Origin of the sequence: Enhygromyxa salina (assembly GCF_002994615.1) — a bacterium.
Lineage (GTDB): Bacteria > Myxococcota_A > Polyangia > Nannocystales > Nannocystaceae > Plesiocystis > Plesiocystis salina_A.
The window spans coordinates 20,399-41,518 of sequence record NZ_PVNK01000125.1 but is presented as its reverse complement, the minus strand read 5'-3'; the positions used below and the strand labels follow the sequence as shown (position 1 = coordinate 41,518).

The following is a 21,120-nucleotide window of genomic DNA, read 5'->3' as shown; positions in this document are numbered from 1 at the left end:
TGTTGGGCCGCGGCTCGGGCTGGCTCGGATATACTGCGCGCCGTGTCGGCGCTGGTCCGCGTGGTGCTCACGGTCCTGGCGCTGCTCACGGTGCTGGCGCCCGCGCGTGCGTCGGCGGCTCCGGGCTTCACCGAGACCTGCGAGCAGGCCCTGCCCAAGGAGCAGATCGACGACCTGGTCGACCGCATGCGGGCGATCGGGGCCGAGGGCCCGTGCGCGCTCGGGCGCGTGGACACCTCGATGTTCCGCACCCAGATCGAGTGGCGCCGCGACGGCGACGTGCTCACGGTGCTGCTCGGCCCGCGCGGGTGCGTGGTCGAGCCCTCGCACGAGGGCGAGGACCTCGCCTACTACGCGGCGCCGGAATTCGCTGAGCTGTGCCCGGAGGCGCTCGCGGGGGTCCGGGCCTTCGTCGGCGAGCCGCGTGAGGAGCTGGTCCCGGTCGTGCGCGGGCAGGCGCCGGAGCTCAGCAGCGAGGCGGATGGGATCGGCCTCGCAGATCCGCTGGTCCTCGCTAGCGCGGCGTGGCTGGCGGCGCTGATCCTCGCCGCGCTCGCGGGGCTCGGGGCCTGGCGCGAGCTTCGGGCCGCGCCCGCGTCCGCGCGCGAGGACGCCCGGCGCTGGGGCCTGGCGATGGCGGGCCTGTTCGTGGTCGCCCTGGTCCCGCGCTTCGTCGCGGTAGCGAGCCTCGGCAATTGGTACGGCCCCTTCTTGCCGGCCGAGGGCCTCGGCGAGCTGCGCTTTGGGGCCAGCTCGGCGGTGTTGCAGGCGCTCGTGCGCGCGCTGAGCCCGTGGACGGTGGGGGTCGCCTTCGGGCTGGTCCGGGTCACGGGCGCGCTGGCGGTGCCGCTGATCGTGCTCGTGGTCCGGCGCCTGGGCGGCTCGCTGAGCGCGGGGGTCGTCGCCGGGGTGCTGCTCGCGCTCGCGCCGATCGCCGTGCGGCTGTCGGCGTCGAGCTCGGAGCACGTGCTCGCGGGCACGCTGGCGCTGGCGGCGTGGGCGGTGTGGCTGCGCAGCGCGACCGAGGTCAGCGTGATCCCGCGGCTCCTGAGCGCGAGCTTGGTCCTGCTCGCGATCTTGACCCGCGTGGACTGCTGGCCGCAGCTTTGCCTGATCCCGCTGTGGACGATCTTCGCCAAGCCGAGCCCGGCCGCGCCTGACGTGCGCTGGCAGCCGCTGCCGCGCCGGCTCGGCGACGCCGCATTCTTCTGGCTGAGCTGGGCGCTGATCGGCGTCTACGGGTGGTTTCAGGTCGTGCTGCCCAGCAACCACCCCGGGCCCGAGGCCGAGGGCATCCGCTACACGGCCAGGGTCCTGTTCTCGCAGCTGTGGGTCGCGACGAGCGAGCCGCCGCACTGGATCTCGCCGGTCTGTCTGGCGTGCGTGGTCCTGGGGCTCGTGGCCGCGCTGCTCGCGAAACGCTGGGGCCTGGTCGGCGCGGCGCTGCTGAGCTGGGCGCTGATCTTCGTGCCCCTGGGTCGCAACCTGACCCACGACGGCCTGACCGGGGCGCGCTACTTCGTGCTCGCGCTGCCGGTCCTGGTCGTGGTCGCGGCGCAGCTCGGCGACGCGGCCGAGGGCTGGCTCCGGGGCCCGCGGGCGCGGCTGCGACGGCCGCTGCTGGGCGCGGGCGCGGTCGCGCTGGCCGTGCTCGGGACCCTCGCCGCGCGCCCGGGTTGGCGCCACGAGTACACCTTCCAGGCCGAGTACCTGTTCCTGGCCGAGGCCCTCGACGAGCGCGAGCTCGACGGCTGCACGCTGTGGTTCGTGCGCCCGCGCCAGCCGACCAGCGAGCCCGACCTCGACTGCTGCCTGGCTCCCGACCGCTCGCCCCTCGGGCTGGTCGCCCCGCAGCTGCGCTTTCGATCGATGCCCAACGATCGCGAGCCCAGCGACGAGCAGGGCTGCCACCTCTACTACCGGGGCTCGCTGTGCGACATCGACCCCGCCCTCGCCCCGCGGGTGCCCCGGGGCGTCGCGCGGATCCATGCGCAGTGTGAGCGGCTCCGAACCCGCGGCGGCGAGGAGGTGCTCGAGCGGAGGGAGGTGACCACGGACAACCTCAACGAGCGCTGGCGTCAGCCGCCTGTCGTCGAGCTGTTTGGCCGCTTCGACTCGGACGCGCCGTCCGAGAGCCGGACCCGCGACGACCTGCGTGGAGGCTCGCGGTGACGGACCGCGAGCCCCTCGGCCGACCGGACTACAGCGCGTAGGCACCGATGTCACAGGCGCTGCCCGAGGGACGCGGCCGGTTGTGCTGGTCCACGAACCCGCTCAGCCCTGGGGCTGACTCGAGCTCCGACGCGGCCCGACGGCGAGGTTGGCGACGATGTAGAGCACGAGGCGAACGCTCGCGAGCACGAGCAGGGTCTCGATCGCGCCGCCGATCCCCCGGCTCGGGATCCGCCACAGCGCGACGCCGATCGAGCAGCCGAGGGCCCCGAGGTTGAGCCACAGCTGGAGGCGAAAGCGCGACAGCGCGGTCAAGGTCTGCGACAGCATGTTGGCCAGCCCGAGCACGACCGCGGCGATCGAGGCGAGCACCAGCTGGGGCAGGTAGACGGCGTACTCGGGCGTGTAGGCGTACTGCAGGTACGCGTCACCGATCGCGGCGACGAGCGCGACCCCGATCCCGTTGAGCGCGACCACGAGCCCGAGCAGCTTGGCCAGCAGCACCCAAAACCCGCGGGGGTCGTCGACCGAGAGGGTTGCGAGGCGCGGGATCGCGGCGTTGCCGAGGGCGACGTTGACCACGCCGCTGGCCTGGATGACCGAGAACACGGCGGCGAAGAAGCCGACGGCCTCGAGCCCGTGGGTGTCCTCGAGCACGTAGGCGGGGACGTTGCCGGTCAGGCCGAGGAGGCCGCCCGCGAGGCCCATCGGCAGCGCCTCCCAGGCGAGGGCCCGCAGCGCCGCGGGCTCGAAGCGGGGCCGCAGCGCGGGGCCGGGCGGATCCTCGGCGACCTCGACGGCCCTGGCCTTGCGCAGATCGTAGCCCAGGGTGTGGAGGACCATGCCAGCGCAGACCAGCGCGAGGGCGAAGACCTCGTCGCCGAGCTTCAGCCCGAGGGCGAGCAGGCCGATCCACAGACCCCCGCGGACCGCCCGCGAGATCCCGATCGTGTCCATCTTCTCGGCCCGCTGGGCCCGGCCATAGAGGATGTCCGAGGCGCTGCCGGTCACCCGGATCACGCCGAGCAGGCACACGACCGCCGCGGTCTGCCACGGCCAGCCCCGGATCAGGCACACGCCCGCGGTCACGGCCAGCGCGAGCGGGAGCATCAGCGTGCGCAGGCCGAGGTAGTGGGCGAAGCCCCAGCGCGCGCGGGTGTCGACCACGTAGATCGGGCGCAGGTGCAAGTTGGCCAGAATGATGATCGGGGTCGCGACGGCGAGGCCGAGCGAGTAGCGGCCGAGGGCCTCGGGCGAGCCGAGCTTGGCCACGACGAGCAGCGACAAGAACTGCGCCGCCGCGAAGCTCAGCTCACCGAAGAGGCTCCACGACAAGCTGCGCGTGACCGAGTCGCGGGCGGTCATGGGCCTCGTTCGCAGGCGCCGCCGTCGCCGTCACCGTCGCCGGGGTCGCCGTCGCACCCCCCGCGCTCGCCCGTGTCCGCGCCTTCGCCCGGCCCCCCGCCCTCGTCCGCGCAGGCCCCGAGCGCCAGGATCGGGCGCTGACAGATGCAGGGACCCAGGGACATGTCCGCGCGCTCGTGCACGGTCGAGATGGTATCGACTTTTCAGGCCCGGGCGAGGGCGCTAGATCTGAGCCGTGCAGCGGGTCGTCGCAGGGACACTTGGTGGGCGGCGGCTGCTGGCGCTGCCGCGCTCGATCACCGGCGTGCGCCCGAGCTCGAGCCGGGTCCGCGGGGCGATCTTCGATCGTCTCCAGCGCGAGGTCGTCGGCGCGCGGGTGCTCGATCTCTTCGCAGGAACCGGGGGCCTGGCGATCGAGGCGATCAGTCGTGGGGCAGCGCACGCGACCCTCGTCGAGCAGCACTCGCAGCTTCACCGCTTCCTCGCCCGGCAGCTCGACGCGCTGGCTGTGCGCGAACAAGCGACGCTCGTGCGCGCCGATGCGCGGCGTTTCGTCGGCGGCCCGAGCCAGGGGCCCTTCGATCTGGTACTCGTCGATCCGCCCTACGCGAAGCTCGAGCTCTACGGCCCGGTCCTCGACGCGCTCGTGACCCACGGACACCTCGCCGACGACGCGGTCGTCGTGATCGAGTACCAAAAGCACCGCGGACGGCGACCGGCGATCCCGATCCCGGCGGGCCTGGCCAGCGAGGCCATCCGCGATCACGGCCAGACGGCCCTCGAATTTCTCCGTCACCTCGGCAAAGCGAGCCGCCCATGACCACGCACACCCACCCCCTCGACATCAACGCGGTCGCCCGATCGATCAAGCCCTCGGCCACCCTCGCTATCTCGGCCCGGGCCGGCGAGCTCCGGGCCGCCGGTCGCAAGGTGTTCAACTTCAGCGCGGGCGAGCCCGACTTCGCCCCGCCCGCGGCTGTCGCCGCCAGCGTGACCCGGCGCCTCGCCGACGCGCCGGTCGGCTACGCGCCGGTCCCGGGCCTCCCGCAGCTGCGCGACGCGGCCGCGGCCGAGCTCTCGGCCTACCACGGCGTCGAGATCACCCGCGATCAGCTGATCGTCTCGTGTGGGGCCAAGCACAGCCTCGCCAACCTGTTCATGGTCACCCTCGACCCCGGCGACGAGGTCGTGATCGCGGCGCCCTACTGGGTCTCGTACCCCGAGATGGTCCGGCTCGGCGGCGGCACGTCGAAGATCGTCTCGTGCCCGCGGGCGCAGGGCTTCAAGCTCACGCCCGCGCAGCTGCGCGAGGCCGTCGGGCCCAAGACCAAGTACCTGCTGCTCAACAGCCCCTCGAACCCAACCGGCGTCGCCTACACGACCGCCGAGCTGCGCGCGCTCGCGGAGGTCCTGGCCGAGCGCGCCCCGCAGACCTGGATCCTGACCGACGACATCTACCGCAAGCTGACCTACGGCCAGCCCTCGGTGTCGGTGGTTCGGGCGCTCGCGGGCATCCCGGGCATCGAAGATCAGATCGTGATCGTCGACGGCGTGTCCAAGAGCCACGCGATGACCGGCTGGCGGATCGGCTTCCTCGCTGCGCCCGTGCCCGTCGCCAAGGCCGTGACCGCGATCCAGGGCCAGACGACCTCGGGCGCGAGCACGCCCGCGCAGTGGGCCGCGCTCGCGGCGGTGACCGAGGCCTCGGCCAAGGCCGAGGTCGAGGTCATGCGCGAGCGTTTCACCGAGCGCCGGGCCGCGATGATCAAGGGGCTGCGCGCGGCCGGAGCCGAGCTCGTCGAGCCCGACGGCGCGTTCTATGTGTTCCCGGATTTTTCGGCCCTGTGCGGAGAGGGGGCCCGCTTCGCCGACGATCTCGCCCTCGCGGGCTTCCTGCTCGAGGACAAGGGCCTGGCCACGGTCCCGGGCACGGCCTTCGGGGCGCCGGGGCACCTGCGCCTGAGCTTCGCCTGCTCGATGGACGACATCGAAGCGGGGATGGAGCTGCTTCGGCAAGCCCTGGCCAGCTCGGCGACCTAGAGCGGCGATCAGCGGGGGGGACGGGCGCGAGCGGGCAGGGGAGCCGCGCCCGTTCGCGCACTTGCAGCCGCCGTGTGTCGGGCCGGCTCGGGGTTGACTTGCGCCAGAAACGCGAAACTGGCCCCGCCACGAAACCCGTACCAAAGGTGTGATTTGAAACACCAAAAATTCGACGATATAAGGGGCGCCATGTGGCGCGCAAACACGGTCTCCCAGAAGAATGGGCGGGGGTTGCTGACCTTGAGCTTGACGCTCGTTCTCGTCGGCAGCGGCTGCGCGTACTTTCAAAATTCCAAGAGCAAACTCGACGAAGCTGAGATCGCCCTCGACGAGGGCGACGAGGCCCGGGCCGAGGAGTTGTACCGCGACGCGATGCGCTCGAAGGGCAAGGACTCGAGCGAGGCCCGCGCCTTGCTGATCAACATGCTGATCAACCGAGGCGGGCGGCTGATGGAGGCCGATCGCTCCGATGACGCGATGGGCCACTACCGCGAGGCGCTCTCGCTCGACCAGACCCGCGACGAGAGCCGGATCGCCTACGCCCGGGCGTTGATGAAGGTCGAGCGCTTCACCGAGGCGATCGACACGCTGATGGAGGGCAAGGGCTGCCGCGGGTGCAAGACCATGATCGCCGTCATCTACCTCGAGCGCGGCCAGGCCGGGCTCCGCGACAAGGAGTACGCCGACGCGCTCGAGGACTTCGACCTCGCCCTGGCCATGAACCGCGATCCGATCACGGTCCTCAACAAGGTCGACGTCTACACCGAGGGTCACTACGGGACCGGGATCGAGGCCGTCGGCTACCTCGACCACGCCATGCGCCTGATGCCGCCCGATCAGGTCGGCGCCCAGCAGGTCTGGTGGGACAAGCGGATCGGGGTCATCTACAACGCCGCCCTCAACCACGAAGACTCGGCGATCAACGCGGCCTTGGACCTCGAGGACGTCCGCCGCAGCGTCGACCCGGCCCAGCGCGTCCTCGACAAGCTCAACTTGCGCATGTACGCGGCCTCGCTTCAGATCTACGCCAAGGACTACGAGCTCGGCACCGCGCGGGGCCTCGCGACCTATGCCGACGCCGAGGGGGCGATCCCCGCGGACGATCTCGCGGCCCTGCGTGAGACCCTCATGGGCCTGTTCATGCAGCGCGCCGCGATCCACCTCGCCGCTGACGAGGACGGGGCGGCACGAAAAATCCTCGCGCAGGCCCTGGAGCTCGAGCCCGAGAACCGGATCTTGAGCTTCCAGAACATCATCGCTACGGCCGCGCGCAGCACCAGCAGCGCGCGCAAGCTGCTCGTCGCGTGGGAGGGTGACCCCGCCTACGATCGCCTTCGCGCCCTGCTCGAGCTCGTCTACGTCCGCAACATGATGGCGGTCGGTCAGTTCACCGCCGCGCGGGCCGGTTTGGGCCGCGCCGAACGCTACGCGCCGGAGCTCCTCGACACCCGGCTCGCGCGGGCCGAGTTGGAGGCCGAGACCCGGTTCGAGGGGCTCAAGAAGGCCTGGTACGAGCGCTACCGGGAGCTCGGGACCTACAGCTATCCCAAGGGCCGCATCAACTACTACGGCCGCGCCCTCGCCCAGCTGCACCTCATCCGGTCGCAGTACGATGACGCTCAGGCCCGCGACTACCTGCGGATGCCAGCCTTTGGGACCCGCCTCGACGCGCTCGAGCAGAGGATCTCGGAATTCTACCCCTACGACGCCGAACTGGCGCCCTCCGACAAGGCTGACAAGGCGATCTTGGTCTTGAAGCGGGACGAGAGCGGTGAGCTCGAGGTCAAGGTCACCGGGCCCAAGCGAGAGCACGTGGTCAAGGTCGCGGGCGGGTCACAGCACGAGATCGAGCTGGGGGTGCCTGGGCTGGCGGTCGTCGATGGTCCTGGGGGACCAAAAGCAGTCTTCGCCGAGCCAGGTGTGAAGATCACTGTCGCAATTTGAGCGGCCACTCAGTCGCCGTACCTTGTCCTGGGGCCTGGGTTCTCCGATACTCGCCGGATGCGCCCCAAGACTCTCTCCTTGTACTTGTTGCCGCTGACGCTCCTGCTCCCAGCGTCTGCGTGCGGTGATGACCTGAGCGTGCCGGCCGACACCGGCTCGGAGACCGCGACAGAGACCGGCGACGGTGACGGCGACGGCGACGGCGACGGCGACGGCGACGGTGACGGTGACGGCGACCCGGGTGACGGCGACGGCGACCCGGGTGACGGCGACGGCGACGGCGACGGCGACGGAGACGGCGACGGCGACGGCGACGGCGACGGCGACGGCGACGGCGACGGCGACGGCGATGGCGACGGCGACGGCGACGGCGATCCCGGTGAGGCGATGGTTCGCTTCGTCGCGGCCAACCTCGAAGTGCCCGTGCCGCTCGACATCTACCTCGACGACGACGAGATGCCGGCCGCGGCCGGACTCAACCTCGAGGATGGCACCGACTACATCGTGATCCCCGCGGGTCCGCACACGGCCAAGATCGTCGCGGCCGGCGAGCCGCCGGACATGCCCGCCTTGGAGTTCCCCTTCGAGGCGCTCGCCGACAGCAAGTACTCGCTCGCAACCTACGACTACGTCGTCAACATGATCAGCGTCCTCGACGACGACGCCGACATCATGATGGGCATGGTCCGCATGCAGCTGACCCACGTCGCCGCCGACGTCGGCCAGATCGACGTCTACGCGATGACCGATCCGCTCACGCCGCTGTTCACGGATCTCGACTACGGCGCGACCCAGACCCTCGACATCCCGGCTGGCGCTGGCGCGACCGGGGTTGACGTCGACGACGACATGATCCCGGATCTGATCTTCCAGATCCCCGAGCTCGGGACCGACGCCCTCATCGACGTCTACGCGGTCAACGAGAACGGCGGCGCGCCCGTGTTCCTGCTCGCGCACCTCCCCGATGGCACGACCGCGCGGGTCGATCACGACGTCTGCGGCGACGACGTCAAGGACGCCTTCGAGGTCTGCGACGGCGCGGATCTCGACGGCATGACCTGCGCCGACGAGGGCTTCTCCGGCGGCGAGCTGGCCTGCCTCGACGACTGCAGCGGCTTCGAGCTCGCGGCTTGCTCCAACAGCACGTCGTTTTGCAACAACAACGTCGTGCCGATCCCCGACAGCGACGCCAACGGCGTGACCATCGACATCGACGTGCCCGACTCGATGATCATCACCGACGTCGACGTCAGCGTCGACATCACCCACACCTGGCTCGCGGATCTCGACGCCACGATCGACCTCGGCGGGACGACCGTGCCGATGTTCTCGGACATCCTGGCGGACGGCTTTAGCTGCAGCGGAGACGACATGCTCGCGGTCCTCGACGACGAGGCCGGCAGCACCATCGAGGACGACGCCTGCGTCAACGCCCAGAACCCGGCGGTCGACGGCACCTTCAGCCCCGAGGGCAGCTTGTCCGACTTCGACGGGATGGACGCCCAGGGCACCTGGAGCTTCTTCATCCGCGACGACGCCGGCGGCGACACCGGGACCATCAACGAGGTCTGCGTCATCGTCACGGGCGAGTAGGCGGCCGACAAAGGTCAGCGACTCTCGCGCGAGACACCGGGCTGCCGATGGCGGTCCGGTGTCTTTAAATTTGTCGCGCGGATCAGGGCAGGCAGTTGGTCTGCCAGGTCGGGCCGCGGCCGACCGCGAGGTTGACCGGGATGACCAGGGTTGCGACGGGCAAGAAGCCCTCGCAGACCTCGGGGAAGGGCCCGATGTGGACGTCCTGGTCGCCGAGCAGGCCCGGATCGACCACGTCGATCGAGTAGTTGATCGCCGAGTCGACGGCCATCTCGACCTGCTCGATGCAGTCGTTCATGGCCTCGATGTTCTCGGGCACCGAGTTGTCCTCGGACACGCCGCAGGCCCCGAGGATTTGATCGACGACACCCTGCCACTGGTCGCCGAGGATGATGAACAGGTTATAGTCCGGGTCGGAGTTGAAGTTTGAGCCGTAGGCCCAGGTGTCGTAGCCCGGGACCGCGAACCCGACGGCCGCGCTGGCGCTGAACAGCTCGATCACCGGTCCGTCGGGGTTGGGCGGGAGCAGGTAGTCGATGAGCTCGGACAAGATCAGGTTGTTGATGCTCTTGTCGAGCTCCTTGATCGTGTCGCCGTACCACTCGTTGACCAGCTTCACGCGGATGTAGCTCTGGTTGAACATGCCCAGGGTCAGCCCGAGCAGGCCGAACTTCGGGGTCAGGACCGGGTCTGGCGGCGCGATGCCAAACAGGCCCTCGCCCTCGGCCTCGGCCCGGCCGATCACGTAGTTGTTGACCGCCACCAGCGCCGGGGCGAGGTGGTCGCGGGTCGAGAGCGCGAGGGTCTGGCGATTGGCGAGCCAGCCGTGGGCGGTGGGCTCGAGCGCCCTCGCGTTGCTGAGGGCCGCGTCGAGGGTCGCGCCCGCGGCCTCGAGCGCGGCGAGGTCGTCCTCGCTCGGCTCGACCTGGGGGGTGAAGCCCGCGTAGGTCGCCGCGAGCGCGTCGAGGGCCGCGTCGACCTCGGCGAGCGCGGCGCCGAGGGCGTCGTCGTCGGCGTTGGCGAGGATCCCGGCGTTGTCGAGGGCGGCGGCGCTCGGGTACCCGCCGGGCAGCGGGACGAGGACATCGTCGAGCCCGGCGAGATCGAGCTCGGCGTCGGCGAGCGCGGGCTCGACGGTCGCGAGCTCGGCGATCGCGTCGACCAGCAGCTGGTCCTCGCCGCCGTCTGCCGCGAGGACCGCGGCGAGGCCCGAGGCGCTGGTGCCGAGGGCCGCGCCGAGGTCTGCGAGGCGCGCGTCGATGGCGTCGTTGAGGACGGCGATCTCGCGCTCGCTCGACAGCTCCTCGTTGTCGACCTGCGTGCTGCACCCGATCGTCGGGGTGCCGAAGGACTCGAAGGCCCAGCTGTCGCCGTTGTCGATCGTGCCCTCGGCCGGGGTCAGCGTGTACTCGAAGCTGGGCTGGACGGCGGCCGGGAGCCCGTTCTCGAACAGCACGCACGCGGCCGTGAGCGCGCCATCGTTGTTGGCCTCGAGGATCACGTCGCTGTTGAGCAGGAGCTCGACGGTGAGACCGGCGTCGCCGTCGCCATCGCCGGAGTCGCCATCGCCGTCGCCAGGGTCACCATCGCCGTCGCCATCGCCATCGCCATCGCCATCGCCGGAGTCGCCATCGCCGGAGTCGCCATCGCCGGAGTCGCCATCGCCGGAGTCGCCATCGCCATCGCCGTCCCCGGCGTCTGCGTCGATGTCGCCGGTCTCGCCCTCGTTGAGCTCATCCCCTCCGCCGTCGTCCGCGCAGGCCAGGGTGGCGAGCGAAAGGAGGGGCAGGGCGAGGAGCAGGGGACGCGGACGGGCCATGGACATGACTGTCTCAGACCCCCTCAGGCGTCAGCAACTCTGCCGCGCAGGGCCGCTGCACGAGCCCCCTTGGAAGGAGGCTCGTTTGTTTTTATCGTTCGCCACGGCCGTTGGCTGGGCGAATTCGGCCCACCACCGTCGACCAGAGCCCGCGATGAGCCGCATCTGCCCCTACTGCAACGAGCGCGACATCGAGACCGTCGCAACGATCCCCTACGTCCGCGGTAGGGTCGTGGCCTACACGCTGGGTGTGAAGAAGTTCATGGGCTGCCGCCGCTGCGTGCGGCGATCGATCTACAAGGAGGTCGGGGTCTCGTCGCTGGTCGGGTGGTTCAGCGTGACCGCGGTGGTCCTCAACCCAGTCATGATCACCTACGGCGCGGTCCGAGGCTTGTTGGTCCGGTCCGATGAGTCCGGGGTCGAGCGCGCGCTCGAGCAGGCTGGGATCCCTGGCGAGGGGATGGCGGTCGATCCACTCCGCGTCGCCTACGGCCTCGCGGCCGCAATGATCGCGGCCGACGGCAAGGTCGAAGACGAGGAGGTCGCTATCGCGATCGAGGTCGGTCGCCAGCTCTTCGCCGAGTTCGCCGCCGACGACTTCTTCAGGGTCATGGCCAACCACAAGGACCTCCCGGGGGTGGCGGAATTGGCCCACCTGCTCGCGCAGATCCTCGAGGACAAGGAGAAGTCCCTGGTCTTCGGCTACCTCGCCGAGATCGCCGCGTCCGACGGTCACGTCGCCGACGAGGAGCGGGCCATGCTCGAGCAGGTCCGGACCAAGCTCGGGTTGTCCGAGTCTGCGACGATGTCCTTCGCGCGGGGCCAGCTGCCGCCGCCTGCGTGACCGACCGCGAATGGCGGCCGCTCGCGGTGACCCACTTTCGCTCGCTGCGGTCGGGCGTTTTGTGACCTCGCGTGTCTAGCAGCCCGTGGTGCAATGCCTCGCGCCGCCTCGCTTGGCCTTTTCGCCGAGGGCTTTGTCGCCAAAACTTGCAGTACGCCCGGTACAGCGGCGTTTTGGCTTCGCGCCCTCGACGCAAATTCCGGCGCGAGGCGACACGATGCATTGCACCACGGGCTGCTAGCAGCCCGTGGTGCAATGCCTTGCGCCGCCTCGCTTGGCGTTTTGGCTTCGCGCCCTCGGCGAAGATTCCGGCGCGAGGTGACACGATGCATTGCACCACGGGCTGCTAGGAGCCAAACGCGCCGGTCCCCGCCATCATCCGAGTTGGGCGTGTTCCTGGATACCCCATTTGCAGTTCGACCGCGCAAGTTTCGCGATGTCGGGCAGTGCCACTATTCTAAATATGGATACTAGCTTGCCGTGATCATCGTTCAGATGCCGAACGGGCCGGCTAGAACGCGATCCCAAGCTCGAGGAGGCGCAGCCCTCGCACCGCCCCGCTTAGTAATTTTTGAATGGACATACCACTTGAAGATGATAGCGTAATCAAAATCACGCCAGAGAGCGTGGACGGAGTCGACATGAAGTTCGTGACCATCAACGACAAGCTCGCGCCGATCAGAGTGCTGCGCCAAGTCGATTGCATCACCGACGACGAACTCGGCGAGTTTCTCGCCGCGGAACGCGACTTCAAACTGGAGCAGCTCAGCTCGGGGGCGCTATGGGTCGAGGTCGTCGACATGCGTCGTTTTGCGGGCCTGACCGCGGAGCAGCGCAAGCTATGCGGGGCGTGGGTCGAGAAGAACATCGGGATGACGGCCAAGACCACGATTGGTATCGCCCTCACGGTGCCGCCCGGGCTCGAGGAGCGCGCCGAGCTGTTCACGATGTACTTCGACCGCCTCGCAATACCGAGTATGGTCACCAGCGATATCGAAAAAGCGCTCTACTGGGCGATCGAGCGCTCCTACGATGAAGACGTGGTCGTCGACCCCGATCTTGTCATTGGGGGAATTGACGCATTCCGACGCACGATTGACTAGCAGCCCGGGGTGCTAGCAGCCCGGGCTGCTAGAACAACGACCTGTTTGGAGCCCCTCCTACCGTTGTCACCGAGAGCTCGCGTCAAAGCCCCCTTCAGGGGCCCACGCAGAGGGTTGCGTAGCTCACCCCAGCCCACCGACGCGCCGGCGCAGGATCCACTCGCCACCGAAGGCGCCGATCGCAATCAGCAAGGTCAGCCAGCCATCCCACAGCGGGACGTCTTCGCGTCCGCTCGCGCGGCGATCGAGCTGGTCGAGCGCGGCGATCGGCAGCTTGTTGGGCAGCTCGTCGCCGTCGACGGCGTCGACGAACTCGCCGCCGCTGCGCGCGGCGAGGTCCCGCAGCAGCGCGGTCCCGGGGTCGGCGTCAACGAGGGCGAGCTCGCGACCGCCGCCGCCGACCAGGAACACCCGGCGCGCCGCCTGGCCGAGCTTCGGGGCGCCGTCAGCGTCGCGTTCACCCTCGGCGTCGTCGCTGCGCGGCGGCGCGTCGGCCCGCCAGGCCTCGGCTTGATAGGCCCCGGCGGGCAGGGCCTCGATGCTGGTCGAGGCCCGGCCGAGGCCGTCGGTCGTCAGGCGCGCCGCGGCGACGGCCGGCTCGGCGGCGCGCTCGGGATCCAGCGCGCGGATGTCAAACTCGACCTCGACGCCGGGCTCGGGCGCGTAGCTGGCCGAGAGGGTCCGAACCGAGAGCTCGATGGGCTCGCCGAGGGCGTGCTCGGCCTGGTCGATCTCGAGCACGAGGCGCTCGGCCGAGGCGTCGCGCAGCAGCCAGCGGATCGCCCCGAGCCAGAGCAGGTCATAGGGGCGCGCGCCGTCGATCAGCGGGAGATCGGGGGCGAAGCCGAGGCGCCAGGTCGAGCCGGTGGTCAGGGTCACGACCCGGCCCTTGCCGGGCTCGGCGACGGCGAGCAGCGGCATTTGCTTGGAGTCGGTGGTGTGGCGCCCGGGGTGGACGAGCAGGGCGGTCGCGTCGACCTCGGCGCCGTGGCGGGCGTAGTGGGCCGGGTTGAAGCTGTCGAGGGCCGGGAGCCCGCGCCAGTCGCCGCGCTCGCTCTCGGCCAGCCACGCGGTGATCGGGTGGCGGCGGCCGGACTCGGTCAGCCTGGGCGCGAAGGGCTCGCGGTCGAGGTCGAGGGGCGCGCGCATGTCGATCGGCATCAGGCGCGTGAACGCGGGCACGGCGAAGTCGCCGGATCCGAGCCCGAGGTCGCCGCCGATCACGACCAGCGACCCGCCCTCGCGCACGTAGGTCGCCACGTTGCCGAGGTAGTCGCCGTGGGCCGCGGCGTCGAAATTGTGCATCACCAGCAGATCGAAGCTGCCGAGCTCCTCACGAAAGAGCTGCTCGGTCGGGAACGCGATCAGGCTCAGGGGCGCGGTCCCGTCGTCGCGGGCGGTGTCCTCGAAGTCGCGGAGGATGTAGTAGCTCAGCAGCTCGACGTTGGGATCGCGCTTGAGCAGGGTCCGCAGCGCGCGGACGTCCCAGTCGGGTCGCCCGGCGACGTGGAGGACCCGGACCTTGTCGCGCAGGACCTTGATCACGAACGCGCGGCGGTTGTTGTCGGCGCTGGCCTCGCGCGCGAGCGGGGCGACCCGAAGCTCGTAGACAAACTGCCCGGTCCGATCGGGCGCGACCTCGAAGCTGACCTCGCGGCGCTCGCCGTCGCCGCCGAGGCGGATCTTTTGGGTTGCGACGGCCTCGCCGTCGCGCAGGAGCGTGACCTCGGCCCGCTCACCCTCGCAGCCGTGGGCGACGAGCTCGGCCGAGAACTCGGTCACGTTCTCGACGAAGGCGAACTCCCCGACGTGGAGCGCGGCGATCGAGACGTCGCGGATCGTCGGACCCCCGGCGGCCACGGTCGTGACCGGGACCGCGAGCGAGTCGACGATGTCCTGGAGGTGCTCGGCGCTCGCGCGCTCGTGGCTGACGAGGCCGTCGGAGATCACGACGACGCCAGCCAGCGGCGCGCCCTCGCCCGCGTCGGCCTCGGCCAGCTCGACCAGCGCGCGGGCCAGCTCCGAGCCGCCGCCGCTCGGCTCGAGCTCGAGCGCGTCGGCGCTCGCGCGGGTCAGCGGCGTGACCTCCCCGGCGAAGCCCCGGACCTCGACGTCGACGGCGTCCTCGCGCCAGCGCGCGCGGGCCTCGGCCCCGGCCGACCACAGCGCGCGGACGCGATCAAAGCGCGCGCGGGCGTCCTCGCCGGGGGCGGCGTCGGCGGGGCTGTCGGCCAGCGCCATGCTCGCCGAATGATCGATGAGCACGACCACGCGGCGGCTGCTGCCCGCGAAGGTCTCGACGCGCACGCCGATCTCGAGGACCACGGCGAGCAGCGCGAGCACGGCGATCACGCGGAGGATGACGATCCCCGCGACGCCGAGTCGCGCTCGCCTCGCGCCGCCCGTGCGCGCGGCGCGTTTGGCGAGCCCGCGCCGCGCGACGGCAGCGAGCTCGACCAGCGCCAGGCCGACACACACGATCAGCAACAGCCACCCGAGCGGCCCGGGTGGGTGTCCAACGATCAGGCTCCACGCGCGCTCCATCAGACGTTCAGCGCCACCTTCGGCTGCGCATCAGGGTCTCGACGTGGGCGCGGTCGGACTTGTAGTCGGTGCAGGTCGCGTAGAGCAGGATGTTGACCGCGAAGCGGGTCGCCCACTCGCGCTGGACGCTGCCGCCCGGCGTGCAATCCCATCGGTAGTAGCCGTCGTCGCCCCGGGCGAGGGCGCCGCCGAGGTCGTTGGGCATGACGAGGATCTTGATCCGGCCCTCGTCCTGGACGCCGAGCACGTGGTCCTGGGCCCGGGTCCGCCCGGCCGGCGAGTCGATGATGTAGAAGCTGCGGTAGAGCACGTGGTCGGCGGCCACGCGGGTCAGCTTGGCGCCCGGGAGCATCCGGCCGATCAGCGCCTCGACGTCGCGCCCGAACCCGAAGTCGGCCCCGCCGTCGGCGTCGTCGAACACGATCATCCCGCCGAGATCGACGAAGCGGCGCAGCTGGTTCTCGGCCTCGGCGCTGTCGACCAGGCCCGGGAGCCCGCCGCGGCCGGCGATGTAGAGGAAGGGGGTCTGGAACAGCTCGTCCGGATCGAGGCTCACGACCGAGGGCTCGCGCATCGGGGCCAGGCGGGTGCGCAGGCGCAGCTCCTGGCCGAGCTGACGCATGGCCCCGGGCCGCGGGTTCCAGTCGCCGCCATACTCGAGCTGGGGCAGATCGAGCTCGAGCTCGGGCCCGGTCCGCGGCCCGAACAGGCGCAGGCCCAGCTCGTCGATCTCGTCCTCGTCGATCTCGGGCGGAGGCGCGCCCTCGAGCTCGGGCGCGAGCGCGAACGCCCCCAGGCCCACGCTGGCGGCGCGGAGGAACCGCCTGCGCGGCCACGGCTTGAGCGAACTCGGCATGTGCGGAGGGACTGTAGCCTGTAAATACCCGCCATGTTCTGTATCCTGTCCACCGCATGACCGCGCCCGTGCTCGAGGTCGAGGGCCTACGCAAGGAGTTCGTGCGCGGCTTCTTGCGCAAGCGGACCGTCGCCGTCGACGGGATCAGCTTCGCGGTCGAGCCCGGCGAGGTGTTCGGCTTCCTCGGGCCCAACGGCGCGGGCAAGACCACGACCATGAAGATGCTCATGGGTCTGATCCACCCGAGCGCGGGCAAGGCCACGATCCTCGGGGCCGAGGTCGGCGACCTCGACGCCAAGCGGCGGATCGGCTACCTGCCCGAGAACCCCTATTTTTACGACTACCTGTCGGCGACCGAGTACCTCCACATGGTCGGACGCATCTACGGCCTCGACCGGGCGACGCGAGACAAGCGCGCGGCCGAGCTGCTCGGGCGCGTGGGCCTGGCGATGGCGCAGGGTCGCGCGATGCGCAGCTACTCCAAGGGCATGCTCCAGCGCGTCGGGCTCGCGCAGGCGCTGATCGGCGACCCCGAGCTCGTGGTCCTCGACGAGCCGATGAGCGGCCTCGATCCGATCGGGCGCCGCGAGGTCCGCGAGCTGATCCTCGACCTGCGTGCCCAGGGCAAGACCGTGTTCTTCTCGACCCACATCCTCGCCGACGCCAACCTCCTGTGCGATCGCGTCGCGATCATCGTCAAGGGCAAGCTCCGCGACGTCGGCCCGCTCGGCGAGCTGCTCAGCCCCAAGGTCCACCGGATCGAGGTCCTGTGGCAGGGCGACGAGGCGCTTCAGGCCCAGCTCCGCGAGCAGTTCCCCGCCTCGCACTCGAGCAGCTCCGAGGGCCAGGTGTTCGTCGCCGAGGCCCAAGAGCAGCTCGACCGCTTCCTGGCCGCGATCCTCGCGGGCGGCGGCGAGGTCAGCTCGGTCACGCCGCAGCGCGAGACCCTCGAGCAGCTCTTCGTGCGTGACGCGGGCCTGAGCCCGGAGGAGCAGCGCAGCTGATGGGGGCGATCGGGGCCAGCTTCAACCGGATGTGGGCGATCGCCCTCAACACCTTCCGCGAGGCCGTGCGCAACAAGGTCCTGGCGATCCTCGTGATGTTCGCCGTCGCGCTGATGGCCTTCTCGCTGGTCCTCGGCCAGCTCTCGCTCCACGAGGAGATCCGCATCATCAAGGATCTCGGGCTCGCGGGCATCAGCATCTTCGGCGTGGTCATCGCGCTGTTTTTGGGGGTCAACCTGCTGAGCAAGGAGCTCGAGCGCAAGACCGTCTACGCGATCATCCCCAAGCCGCTGCACCGCCACGAGTTCCTGCTCGGCAAGTACCTCGGCCTGGTCGTGACCATGACCGCGCTGGTCGTGCTCATGAGCGTCGTGCTGTGGGGCTTTTTGGTCGCGCAAGGTGGGCACCACGGCGTGATCATGGTTCGGGCCGAGATCTTGATCCTGCTCGAGCTGCTGTTGTTGATGGCGGTCGCAATGTTGTTCTCGAGCTTCAGCTCGCCGTGGCTGTCGGCGATGTTCGCGGGCGCGCTGTGGGTGATCGGGCGCAACACCGCGGAGCTCGAGGCCTTCGCGCAGGGCAAGCTCGAGGACACCGCGGGCGGATCGCTGCTCGAGGTCTTGCTCGATCTGCTGCCCGACTTTCGGATGTTCTTCGTGTCCGGCGCCAACTTCGACGAGACCGTGGTCAGCGTCCACGAGAGCTTCGTCAGCTGGGCCTACGTCGGCAGCGCGGCGGTCTACGCGATGACCTACGGCGGGATGTGTCTGGTCGCGGCCGTGCTCTTGTTCCGCCGCCGCGATTTCGTATGAGCGAGGGGCCAAGGGGATCGGCGGTCGCGCGGCGGATCGGGTGGGTCGCGCTCGCGCTGGTCCTGGTCCTCGGGCCGCTGGTCGTGCGGGCCTGGATCGACGGGCGCGGCGAGCTGCGCCAGGCAGACGCGGCGGCCGAGCTCGGTGACGTCGACGCGCAGATCCGCCACCTCGGTCGCGCGGCGCGGTGGCGGCTTCCGATCGCCTCCCACGATGATCGGGCGCGGGCGCGGCTGGAGGAGATCGCTGAGCTCGCGGCCGAGACTGGCGAGCTCGACGAGGCCCTCGCGGCCTGGCGCGAGCTGCGTGGGGCGCTGCTCGGGACCCGGGCGATCGGCGTGGTCGATCCCGAGCAGCTGCGCGCGGCCAACCTGGCGATCGTCGAGCTCATGGCCCGTCAGGCCGCCGCCGCTTCGGTCCCGAGCGAGCGCGAGCGGTGGGCGGCCGAGCTCGACGAAGATCTCGGGTCACGCTGGCAGAGCTTGTTGGCGGCGGCCTGCTTCGGGGGGTGGTTGATCGGCTGCGTCGGCTTCTTCGTCCAGGGCATCGACGCCAAGGGCCGCCTCGACCCGCGCCCGGCCCTGCGCTGGGGCGGCTCGATCCTGGTCCTGATGGTCGGCTGGATCCTGTTGATGTGAGCCCTTTCCCACATTGGCGGACCCGGGGGCTGGGCGCTGCCCGAGTCCGGTCAGCACAGCTCGGTGATCCAGTCCGGTCCCAACCGCGCACTTGTCGTTTCATGAGCTTCGTGCGAAGCATTTGAAATGCGAGTTTCGCTGCCGCGTCGATCACTTGGCATCGCCGCCCCCTTCGTGGGTGCCGCGCTCTTGATCCCTGGCCTCGCGAGCGCCGAGGGTCCGCCAAGTGGGACCGAGGCGCAGGGCGAGATCGAGATCGGCGTCGAGCAGGATCCGAGCATCTACGGGGGGACAGCGGCCCAGACCTGCGGTTGGCCGTCGGCCGTGTACCTGTCCTTCGGCGGCTGGAGCTGCTCGGGCACCCTGGTCCACCCGAGCGTCGTGATCACCGCCGCGCACTGCCCGGACACGCCCAACGGTCGCGCGGGCACGGTCAGCTTTGGCGAGGGCCTAGGCGGTGGTGCACGCGACGTCGGCGCGACCTGCTATTCGAACCCCGACTACAACGGCCAGGTCGGCGCGACCGACTTCGGCTACTGCCTTCTCAACTCGCCGGTCACCGACGTGCCGATCATCCCGCCCGCGTGGGGCTGTGACGTCTCGGCGATCACCGCGGGCCGCGAGGTCGTGATCGTCGGCTTCGGTCAGAGTGACAACGGCGGCAGCGGCAGCAAGCGCGAGGTCACGACCACGATCCAGGCGATCAACGACCAGGCCGTGATCGGCGGCGGGGGCAAGGACGCGTGCCAGGGCGACTCGGGCGGGCCGGTCTACATCAAGCTCAAGAGTGAGTTCGGTGGCGACGACACCTGGCGATCCTTCGGCATCACCTCGGGCGGCGGCACCTGCGGGCAGGGCGGGATCTTCTCGCTCATGCACGAGGCCATCCCGTGGATCGAGAGCGACTCGGGCCTCGACATCACGCCCTGCCACGACAGCAACGGCGACTGGGCCCCGACGCCGGACTGCGGCGGCATCCCGCTCGATCCCGCCAACGGCGCGGGCAACTGGTCGACGGGCTGCTCCGACGGGCCGGTCAGCGGGTTCTCGGCGCTGTGCGGGGACCCGTTTGGATCGGGCGAAGACCCCGATCCGCCGAGCGTCGACATCGTCTCGCCCGCGACCGGGACCGTGTTCATGGTCCCGGGCGGCGAGACCCAGGTCGACGTCTCGATCTCGGTCAGCGCTGACGATGGCGACGGCTTCGGCGTCGCCGACGTGAGCCTGAGGATCAACGGCCAGGACTTCCCCGGCAACGTCGACGCGAGCGAGCCCTACGAGTGGGGCCTGGTGTTCGGACCCGGCGGCTACGTCATCGAGGCCGTCGCGACCGACTTCGTCGGCAACGAGTCGGCGGCCGACGTGATCGCGATTGGGGTCGATCAGGAGGCGCCCGAGCTCCCGGGTGACACGGGCGACGACGGAGGGGAGGGCGGCGACGAAGATGAGGGCGGCGACGGAGGTGAGGACGACGGTGGCACCGGCGATGACGGCCTCGATGACGGCCTCGGTGAGGGCGGCTTCGGGTTCGCGGGCGAGGCGACGGTCGGGTGCAGCTGCTCGGCCGGCTCGGACGCGGGCGGGCGCGCGGGCGCGATCGGGATGTTCGCGCTGCTCGCTCTGCTCGGTCTGCGGCGGCGCCGGGCCTGATCGGAGGGCGCTATTGGGCGGGCGCGATGAAGATCGCGGCCTGTTCGTCGATGCAGGTGTTGGGCGGGCAGCCACCGTTGAAGCTCGTCAGCGCGGCCCAGAGCTCGGCTCCGGTCAGCCCGACGCCGTGGCTGCGGACCACGAGGTGGATCTCGGCGCCGGGGATGTTGTCGAGCCCGTCGCCGATGACGCGCTCCGAGCTCACGTCCGAGCGCCCGCTGATCATCACGCGACCCGAGGCCTCGTCCGCGATCGCGCCGCCGCCGTACTGGCAAAAAGCTCCGCCGATCTCGGCCTCGAGCTCCTCGCGCGTGCAATGGGTCGCCGCGCACGCCGAGGGGTCGTCCCAGCCGCACATCCACACCGTGTAGACCGCCCCTGGCATGCCGTGGGTCAGGACCTCGAACTCGAGCCGATCTGATTTGCGCTCGATCGTCGCCCTCGCGCCGGGGACCACGCTGTAGTCGGATAGATTGAGGACCTTGCTGGTCTCGTGGTCCGTGGTTCGGGTCGAGTCGACGCAGCCAGAGACCATGAACACCGCGAGTAAGCTCGCACGAGTGGTGACAATGATTGTCCCTTGTTTCATGATAAATCCTCTCTTGAATTAGTGGTACAAATTGCGCCACTATCAATAGCGCGGGATAGCGATTGTACTGGCATAGCATCACCTGCACGCATCCGCCGGGCGAGCGCGCCGCCGGTAGGACTTGCGTCGTTCCCCTCGGGCGCCGCG

The 21,120-nt window shown here is 70.2% G+C and carries 17 protein-coding genes; 11 read left to right on the top strand and 6 right to left on the bottom strand.

Translation table 11 applies throughout. From position 1 onward, the window contains the following. Window positions 1-42: 42 nt before the first annotated feature. Window positions 43-2,172, top strand: a complete 2,130-nt coding sequence (locus ENSA5_RS12660) for a hypothetical protein (protein ID WP_106391901.1) — start codon at window positions 43-45, stop codon at window positions 2,170-2,172. 102 nt (window positions 2,173-2,274) lie between these two features. Here the strand turns inward: ENSA5_RS12660 and ENSA5_RS12655 are convergent, their stop codons facing one another. Next, a complete protein-coding gene (locus tag ENSA5_RS12655) occupies window positions 2,275-3,537 on the bottom strand; it encodes a lipopolysaccharide biosynthesis protein (RefSeq protein WP_106391900.1) in 1,263 nt (420 codons plus the stop codon). Next, window positions 3,534-3,719 carry a hypothetical protein gene (locus tag ENSA5_RS35880; protein ID WP_146155621.1) on the bottom strand — a complete coding sequence of 62 codons (186 nt, stop codon included), beginning with the start codon at window positions 3,717-3,719 and terminating at the stop codon, window positions 3,534-3,536. Before ENSA5_RS35880 ends, ENSA5_RS12655 begins: the two co-directional genes overlap by 4 nt. A gap of 53 nt (window positions 3,720-3,772) precedes the next feature. Here ENSA5_RS35880 and rsmD point away from each other — a divergent pair, with 53 nt between their 5' ends. From rsmD to ENSA5_RS12625, 4 genes are all read left to right on the top strand, one after another. Then, window positions 3,773-4,357, top strand: a complete 585-nt coding sequence (gene rsmD, locus ENSA5_RS12645; RefSeq protein ID WP_106391898.1) for a 16S rRNA (guanine(966)-N(2))-methyltransferase RsmD — start codon at window positions 3,773-3,775, stop codon at window positions 4,355-4,357. Beyond that, a complete protein-coding gene (locus ENSA5_RS12640; RefSeq protein WP_106391897.1) occupies window positions 4,354-5,577 on the top strand; it encodes a pyridoxal phosphate-dependent aminotransferase in 1,224 nt (407 codons plus the stop codon). The genes rsmD and ENSA5_RS12640 overlap by 4 nt, the downstream gene beginning before the upstream one ends. A 240-nt stretch (window positions 5,578-5,817) precedes the next feature. Continuing rightward, window positions 5,818-7,521: a tetratricopeptide repeat protein gene (locus ENSA5_RS12635; RefSeq protein WP_181197703.1), complete on the top strand. Its 1,704-nt coding sequence runs from the start codon at window positions 5,818-5,820 to the stop codon at window positions 7,519-7,521. Between the two features lie 57 nt (window positions 7,522-7,578). Further along, window positions 7,579-9,114 carry a DUF4397 domain-containing protein gene (locus ENSA5_RS12625; RefSeq protein WP_181197702.1) on the top strand — a complete coding sequence of 512 codons (1,536 nt, stop codon included), beginning with the start codon at window positions 7,579-7,581 and terminating at the stop codon, window positions 9,112-9,114. A gap of 82 nt (window positions 9,115-9,196) precedes the next feature. Here ENSA5_RS12625 and ENSA5_RS12620 read toward each other — a convergent pair whose 3' ends face one another. After that, the gene (locus tag ENSA5_RS12620) at window positions 9,197-10,933 is read right to left on the bottom strand and encodes a hypothetical protein (protein WP_181197701.1); all 1,737 of its coding nucleotides are present in this window, start codon (window positions 10,931-10,933) and stop codon (window positions 9,197-9,199) included. 154 nt (window positions 10,934-11,087) lie between these two features. Between ENSA5_RS12620 and ENSA5_RS37580 the strand changes: the two genes are divergently transcribed. Further along, window positions 11,088-11,777 carry a tellurite resistance TerB family protein gene (locus ENSA5_RS37580; RefSeq protein ID WP_181197700.1) on the top strand — a complete coding sequence of 230 codons (690 nt, stop codon included), beginning with the start codon at window positions 11,088-11,090 and terminating at the stop codon, window positions 11,775-11,777. 641 nt (window positions 11,778-12,418) lie between these two features. Beyond that, window positions 12,419-12,880, top strand: a complete 462-nt coding sequence (locus tag ENSA5_RS12610; protein WP_146155620.1) for a hypothetical protein — start codon at window positions 12,419-12,421, stop codon at window positions 12,878-12,880. A gap of 123 nt (window positions 12,881-13,003) precedes the next feature. Here ENSA5_RS12610 and ENSA5_RS12605 read toward each other — a convergent pair whose 3' ends face one another. Together ENSA5_RS12605 and ENSA5_RS12600 are read right to left on the bottom strand one after the other, a co-directional pair. Then, window positions 13,004-15,424 carry a vWA domain-containing protein gene (locus ENSA5_RS12605; protein WP_106391891.1) on the bottom strand — a complete coding sequence of 807 codons (2,421 nt, stop codon included), beginning with the start codon at window positions 15,422-15,424 and terminating at the stop codon, window positions 13,004-13,006. A 7-nt stretch (window positions 15,425-15,431) separates the two neighbouring features. Then, complete coding sequence (locus tag ENSA5_RS12600; RefSeq protein WP_106391890.1) at window positions 15,432-16,280, bottom strand: DUF4159 domain-containing protein; 849 nt, start codon at window positions 16,278-16,280, stop codon at window positions 15,432-15,434. A 56-nt stretch (window positions 16,281-16,336) separates the two neighbouring features. On the opposite strand from ENSA5_RS12600, the gene ENSA5_RS12595 reads away from it, so the two are divergent. The 4 genes from ENSA5_RS12595 (at window position 16,337) to ENSA5_RS12580 (ending at window position 20,384) form a co-directional block, all read left to right on the top strand. Then, complete coding sequence (locus ENSA5_RS12595; RefSeq protein ID WP_106391889.1) at window positions 16,337-17,284, top strand: ABC transporter ATP-binding protein; 948 nt, start codon at window positions 16,337-16,339, stop codon at window positions 17,282-17,284. Continuing rightward, window positions 17,284-18,096: an ABC transporter permease gene (locus ENSA5_RS12590; RefSeq protein WP_106391888.1), complete on the top strand. Its 813-nt coding sequence runs from the start codon at window positions 17,284-17,286 to the stop codon at window positions 18,094-18,096. The genes ENSA5_RS12595 and ENSA5_RS12590 overlap by 1 nt, the downstream gene beginning before the upstream one ends. Beyond that, window positions 18,093-18,734, top strand: coding sequence for a hypothetical protein (locus tag ENSA5_RS12585; protein ID WP_106391887.1), 642 nt, complete (start codon window positions 18,093-18,095; stop codon window positions 18,732-18,734). The genes ENSA5_RS12590 and ENSA5_RS12585 overlap by 4 nt, the downstream gene beginning before the upstream one ends. A 174-nt stretch (window positions 18,735-18,908) precedes the next feature. Beyond that, complete coding sequence (locus tag ENSA5_RS12580) at window positions 18,909-20,384, top strand: trypsin-like serine protease (protein WP_258182830.1); 1,476 nt, start codon at window positions 18,909-18,911, stop codon at window positions 20,382-20,384. A 10-nt stretch (window positions 20,385-20,394) separates the two neighbouring features. Here the strand turns inward: ENSA5_RS12580 and ENSA5_RS12575 are convergent, their stop codons facing one another. Further along, on the bottom strand, window positions 20,395-20,973 hold the full coding sequence (locus ENSA5_RS12575; protein WP_146155619.1) for a hypothetical protein: 579 nt from the start codon (window positions 20,971-20,973) through the stop codon (window positions 20,395-20,397). Between the last annotated feature and the right edge of the window lie 147 nt (window positions 20,974-21,120).

Excerpts from the sequence above, each read along its gene's own strand:
- ENSA5_RS12655 (WP_106391900.1), bottom strand. The coding sequence starts at position 3,537 with ATGACCGCCCGCGACTCGGTCACGCGCAGCTTGTCGTGGAGCCTCTTC.
- ENSA5_RS12640 (WP_106391897.1), top strand. The coding sequence starts at position 4,354 with ATGACCACGCACACCCACCCCCTCGACATCAACGCGGTCGCCCGATCG.
- ENSA5_RS12625 (WP_181197702.1), top strand. The coding sequence starts at position 7,579 with ATGCGCCCCAAGACTCTCTCCTTGTACTTGTTGCCGCTGACGCTCCTG.
- ENSA5_RS12620 (WP_181197701.1), bottom strand. The coding sequence starts at position 10,933 with ATGGCCCGTCCGCGTCCCCTGCTCCTCGCCCTGCCCCTCCTTTCGCTC.
- ENSA5_RS37580 (WP_181197700.1), top strand. The coding sequence starts at position 11,088 with ATGAGCCGCATCTGCCCCTACTGCAACGAGCGCGACATCGAGACCGTC.
- ENSA5_RS12610 (WP_146155620.1), top strand. The coding sequence starts at position 12,419 with ATGAAGTTCGTGACCATCAACGACAAGCTCGCGCCGATCAGAGTGCTG.
- ENSA5_RS12605 (WP_106391891.1), bottom strand. The coding sequence starts at position 15,424 with ATGGAGCGCGCGTGGAGCCTGATCGTTGGACACCCACCCGGGCCGCTC.
- ENSA5_RS12600 (WP_106391890.1), bottom strand. The coding sequence starts at position 16,280 with ATGCCGAGTTCGCTCAAGCCGTGGCCGCGCAGGCGGTTCCTCCGCGCC.
- ENSA5_RS12595 (WP_106391889.1), top strand. The coding sequence starts at position 16,337 with ATGACCGCGCCCGTGCTCGAGGTCGAGGGCCTACGCAAGGAGTTCGTG.
- ENSA5_RS12590 (WP_106391888.1), top strand. The coding sequence starts at position 17,284 with ATGGGGGCGATCGGGGCCAGCTTCAACCGGATGTGGGCGATCGCCCTC.
- ENSA5_RS12585 (WP_106391887.1), top strand. The coding sequence starts at position 18,093 with ATGAGCGAGGGGCCAAGGGGATCGGCGGTCGCGCGGCGGATCGGGTGG.
- ENSA5_RS12575 (WP_146155619.1), bottom strand. The coding sequence starts at position 20,973 with ATGAAACAAGGGACAATCATTGTCACCACTCGTGCGAGCTTACTCGCG.